Annotated in this window: 5 protein-coding genes; 1 reads left to right on the top strand and 4 read right to left on the bottom strand. The window is 61.6% G+C overall.

The window, feature by feature from the left end; translation table 11 throughout:
- Positions 1–59 precede the first annotated feature (59 nt).
- Positions 60–848 carry a metal ABC transporter permease gene (locus tag ABJK70_RS20865; protein ID WP_347258993.1) on the top strand — a complete coding sequence of 263 codons (789 nt, stop codon included), beginning with the start codon at positions 60–62 and terminating at the stop codon, positions 846–848.
- A 106-nt stretch (positions 849–954) separates the two neighbouring features.
- Here ABJK70_RS20865 and ABJK70_RS20860 read toward each other — a convergent pair whose 3' ends face one another.
- The 4 genes from ABJK70_RS20860 to ABJK70_RS20845 form a co-directional block, all read right to left on the bottom strand.
- Positions 955–1,080, bottom strand: coding sequence for a DUF2474 domain-containing protein (locus ABJK70_RS20860; RefSeq protein ID WP_347258992.1), 126 nt, complete (start codon positions 1,078–1,080; stop codon positions 955–957).
- A complete protein-coding gene (gene cydB / locus ABJK70_RS20855) occupies positions 1,080–2,081 on the bottom strand; it encodes a cytochrome d ubiquinol oxidase subunit II (protein WP_347258991.1) in 1,002 nt (333 codons plus the stop codon). Before cydB ends, ABJK70_RS20860 begins: the two co-directional genes overlap by 1 nt.
- Before the next feature lie 12 nt (positions 2,082–2,093).
- Complete coding sequence (locus ABJK70_RS20850) at positions 2,094–3,479, bottom strand: cytochrome ubiquinol oxidase subunit I (RefSeq protein WP_347258990.1); 1,386 nt, start codon at positions 3,477–3,479, stop codon at positions 2,094–2,096.
- Between the two features lie 123 nt (positions 3,480–3,602).
- On the bottom strand, positions 3,603–4,328 hold the full coding sequence (locus tag ABJK70_RS20845; RefSeq protein ID WP_347258989.1) for a ZIP family zinc transporter: 726 nt from the start codon (positions 4,326–4,328) through the stop codon (positions 3,603–3,605).
- Positions 4,329–4,396: the final 68 nt, after the last annotated feature.

Below are 4,396 nucleotides of genomic sequence, written 5' to 3'. Positions count from 1 at the left end.
GCTCCAGGCGCTCTACGGTACCGGCGTGAAATATTACGAGCATCACCATCGGTGATTTTATGAGCGGAAAAATCCTGCTTGCCCTGATCCTTGGTGGCGCCACCGGCGCGGTCGCCGGCTACCTCGGCTCGCTGATGCTGACCAAGCGCATGGCGCTGGTGGGCGGTGCCCTGGGGCATCTGACCTTGCCCGGTATCGCGTTGGCGCTGCTGTACGATTTCGATGTTTCCATCGGTGCGGTCTTGTTCTTAGGTTTCGGGGTGCTCCTCATCTGGTATCTGGAAAGAGTGACGCGGCTGCATCTCGAGGCGCTCACCGCCGTCGTGTTTTCCACGGCGCTCGCGACCGCGTTTCTGTTTCTGCCCGAGGAAGAAACCGATATCGCACTGCTCGGCGACGTGTCGCGGATAACGGCGACGACCGCTGCGATTTCGGTAGCGATAGCTCTGGGCATTTTTTTCATGGTCCGGCACATCTACTCGAACCTGGTCCTGATCGGCATTTCGTCCGATCTGGCCGGTGCCCAAGGCCTCGATCTCCGCTGGCACAACGCGGCCTATCTGATCTGCATCGCATTGACCGTTGCGCTCGGCGTGCGGATCGTGGGCGGACTGATGACCGCCGCTTTACTCGCCATACCGGCCTGCACGGCAAGGAACGTCAGCCGGAATCTGGGGCAATACGCCGCCATCAGCGGCGCTGCCGGCGGTCTTTCCGCGCTCGCCGGAATTCTCGCCCACGCAACGATCAGCGTGCCACCCGGCCCTTCAATCATTCTGGCAAGTGGTTTTTTGTTTCTGGGCTCTGTGTATCTGAAAGTCCGCCGGGAGCGCGCCGATCGAATCTAGTGCAGTTGCGGCTAATGGTAGCCCGGATGAAGTGCAACGCAATCCGGGACGAGGGGAGTCAGGTGATTCCCGTATTTCGCCGGGGTGCATGTGAGCAACATCGCCTTCACAACATACCGACAGCCAGCTTGATGGCATACCCGACCGCGGTGGCCGTTCCGACACCCCCGGCCCACAGCAGAAAGAACCAGGCGAGTTTCTTCCAGAGCGGTCTTTCGTCCGCCGGTTCCATCAGTGATAACCCTCGCCGGTGTGCACCTTGCCGCGAAAAATCCAATAGGCGTAAGCCGTATAGCCGAGAATGACCGGTAGGAGGATGGCTGCGCCGACCAGCATGAACGCGAGGCTGTTGTCGGGGTTCGCGGCTTCGCGGTAGGTGATGCTCGGCGGAACCAGGTAAGGGAAAAGGCTTCCGGCGAGCCCCAGGAAGGCCGCGGCGAACAAGCCGAGCGCCAGCAGGAACGGGGTCACGGCTCGCTTGGCCCGCACCGCGCGGTAAAACGCGACCGCAAGCAGTGCCGTGGCGATCGGGATGATCCACAGGAATAGAAGCGCTCCAGGTCCGAACCATCGATCCCTGATGGCTTCGTTGACGAACATCGTGCCGAAACTGATGAGAACGATGGCGAGAATCGTCGCCAGGCCAAGCGGCTCCTGAAGCTGTCGCATCCGCTCCTGGAGATCGCCGTCCAGCTTGATGACCAGCCAGGATGCGCCGAGCAGGGCATAGCCCGTGACCAGTGCGACGCCGCAGAACACGCTGAAAGGACTGAGCCAGTCGAACCAGCCGCCGGCGTAAATGCGGTCCTCGATCCGGATGCCCTGAACGAGAGCGCCGACCATCACGCCCTGAAAGAAGGCCGCCGCCGTGGAGCCGCCGATGAAAGCCCAATCCCAATATTTCTTGGCGCGCACTGTCCGGAACCGGAATTCGAATGCGACGCCTCTCAGAATCAGGGCGAGCAGCATCGCGATCACCGGCGCGTATAACGCGGTCAGCACCAGCGAATAGGCGAGGGGAAAGGCGGCGAACAGGCCCCCGCCGCCCAGGATGAGCCAGGTCTCGTTGCCGTCCCAGACCGGCGCCACGCTGTTCATCATCCGGTCGCGCTCCTCCTCGTCGCGTCCCAAGGGGAAAAGAATCCCGACGCCGAGATCGAAGCCGTCCAGAATGGCGTAGGCGAGCAAGGCCACGCCGATCAATACGAACCAGATAGTCGGTAGATCGAACATGATCGGTTCCTCCTAATGCGGGCCTTTTTCGAGCGCTGGCCCAGGCATGACGCCGGTCGTCCTCAGAGGGCCTTTTTCCGTCGGTTTCTCGAGCCCGATATCCGGCGAGCGCTTCATGAGCCGTATCAGATAAAACGAGCCGGCACCGAAAATGATCGTGTATACCACGATGAAACCCAGCAGCGACCCGGCGACTCCCGGCGTGCCGATGGGCGATACGGCGTCCCCCGTTCGGAGGAGTCCGTATACCGCAAAGGGTTGGCGACCCACCTCGGTCACGAACCAGCCGGCCAGGATCGCCACGAACCCCAGCGGCCCCATGGCGACCCCCCAGCGGTGGAACCAGGCCTCATCGAACAAGCGTTTTCGGAAGAATTGCACGGCGCCGACCAGTCCGAACAGGATCATCAGCACGCCGATTCCGACCATGATCCGGAACGCCCAGAAGACGATAGGCACATTGGGCCAGCGATCTCTCGGAAAGGCATCCAAGCCGGTGACTTTCGCATCGAGGTCGTGTTCGAGGATCAGGCTGGCGAGCTTGGGGATTTCGAGGGTGTATTTCGTCCGGGCTTCGCCGACATCCGGGATGCCGAACAGAATCAGCGGCGCGCCCGCCCGGCTCTCGAAGTGTCCCTCCATCGCCGCAACCTTGGCCGGCTGGTATTCCTTGGTGTTGAGGCCGTGGAGATCGCCCACGATCAGCTGAGTCGGCGCGACCACCGCCGCCATCAAGATCGCCATGACGAACATGACGCGGGCCGCCGGGTTGGTCTTGTCCCTGAGAAGATGCCAGGCGCCGCTCGCGCCGACCACGAGCGCGGTCGTGAGATAGGCCGCCAGCACCATGTGCGTGAAGCGATAGGGAAAGGACGGATTGAAGATCACGCCGATCCAACTGTCGGGCACATAGCGGCCCGCCTCGAGGTGATACGCCGCCGGCGTTTGCATCCAACTGTTCGCGGACAAGATCCAGAACGCCGAAAGCAGCGTGCCGAAGGCGACCAGGAGCGTCGCCGCGAAATGCAGTCTCGGGCCCACGCGGTCGAGTCCGAACAGCATGACGCCGAGAAAGCCGGCCTCCAGGAAGAACGCCGTCAACACTTCGTAGGCCAGCAAGGGGCCGAGGACCGGGCCGGTCTTTTCCGAGAACGGTCCCCAGTTGGTTCCGAACTGATAGCTCATCACGATGCCCGACACGACGCCCATGGCGAAGGCCACGGCGAAGACGATCAGCCAGTATTTGTAGAGCTGCAGGAAGACATCCCGCTTGGTTGCCAGCCAAAGCCCCTCGAGCACGGCGAGATAGCTCGCCAAGCCAATCGTGAACGCCGGAAAAAAGATGTGAAAACTGACCGTGAACGCGAACTGAGTTCGCGCGAGGACAAGCGCATCCATTGTTACTCTCCTATCGGTGACGAGGCCGGGCCTTCCCTGTTTTGAAATTGGACCGGCGAGAATCGGTGTCGTTTATGCGACGAACGTCATTTCAGCCTGCGAACGCTGATTCGAGGCTTGGGATCAATCGACATAGGCGGACAAAGCGGCGAACAGGGCGAATCCTCCGGCGAAGGACGGGGTCGAAATCCATCGGGCGACGCCCGGCTCATCGGCCTGGGGCAGCATGTCTTCCACAGTCGCCAGTAACAGCACGCCAACCAGAAACGCGAGTGCCGCATGCTCGACCTGGGTGCTCGCGTCGCGTAGCAGCAGATAGCCGATCGCCGCGCCGAAAATCGGCGGAAGAATGAACGAGCCCGAGATGCCGAGCCGCCGTTTTCGCGGCACCTGACGGTTTCGAAAGTTGCCGATCCCTGCAAACCCGCCGGGAATATTCGCAATCACCTGGCTTAATCCGAGCAGTAATCCGAGGCCGCCGGAAACGGCCGAACCCGCGCCAACCATCAGGCCGTCCGTGAGAAGGTCGACCGCCACGGCCAGATAAACCATCCAAGCGCCAGAAAGTCCTGACCGGGAACTCGTCCAATAACGAAACGCGCGAGCAAGTGCTGCCGAAAAAACTGATCCTCCGAGAAACGTCGAAATCAATAGCCACGTCGGGATCACGGGCAGAATTCGGGGCATGAGATCTATGCTGACTACCGCGATCGCCACACCGGCCGCGCCGTGCAACGCGGCGCCGATGATCCATGGCGGCGCGCGAAGGCTCTCCGCCAAAAGGCTGCCGGCGATGTTTCCGGCGGCGGGTAAGACCGCCACTGCAAGTACCGATAAGAGATCATTCATCTTCAGACGGGTGAATCGGCCACGCAGAGGCGGAATCTAGGTCGAGCCGCCCCGGCAGGCTTCACTCG

The organism is Methylocaldum sp., assembly GCF_039794385.1.
GTDB lineage: Bacteria > Pseudomonadota > Gammaproteobacteria > Methylococcales > Methylococcaceae > Methylocaldum.
Note: the sequence above shows the minus strand (reverse complement) of the source record. Positions and strands in the feature narration are given on the sequence as shown.

Bases quoted from the DNA above. Each gene is read 5' to 3' on its own strand.
- ABJK70_RS20865 (WP_347258993.1), top strand. From the start codon at position 60: ATGAGCGGAAAAATCCTGCTTGCCCTGATCCTTGGTGGCGCCACCGGC.
- ABJK70_RS20860 (WP_347258992.1), bottom strand. From the start codon at position 1,080: ATGGAACCGGCGGACGAAAGACCGCTCTGGAAGAAACTCGCCTGGTTC.
- cydB (WP_347258991.1), bottom strand. From the start codon at position 2,081: ATGTTCGATCTACCGACTATCTGGTTCGTATTGATCGGCGTGGCCTTG.
- ABJK70_RS20850 (WP_347258990.1), bottom strand. From the start codon at position 3,479: ATGGATGCGCTTGTCCTCGCGCGAACTCAGTTCGCGTTCACGGTCAGT.
- ABJK70_RS20845 (WP_347258989.1), bottom strand. From the start codon at position 4,328: ATGAATGATCTCTTATCGGTACTTGCAGTGGCGGTCTTACCCGCCGCC.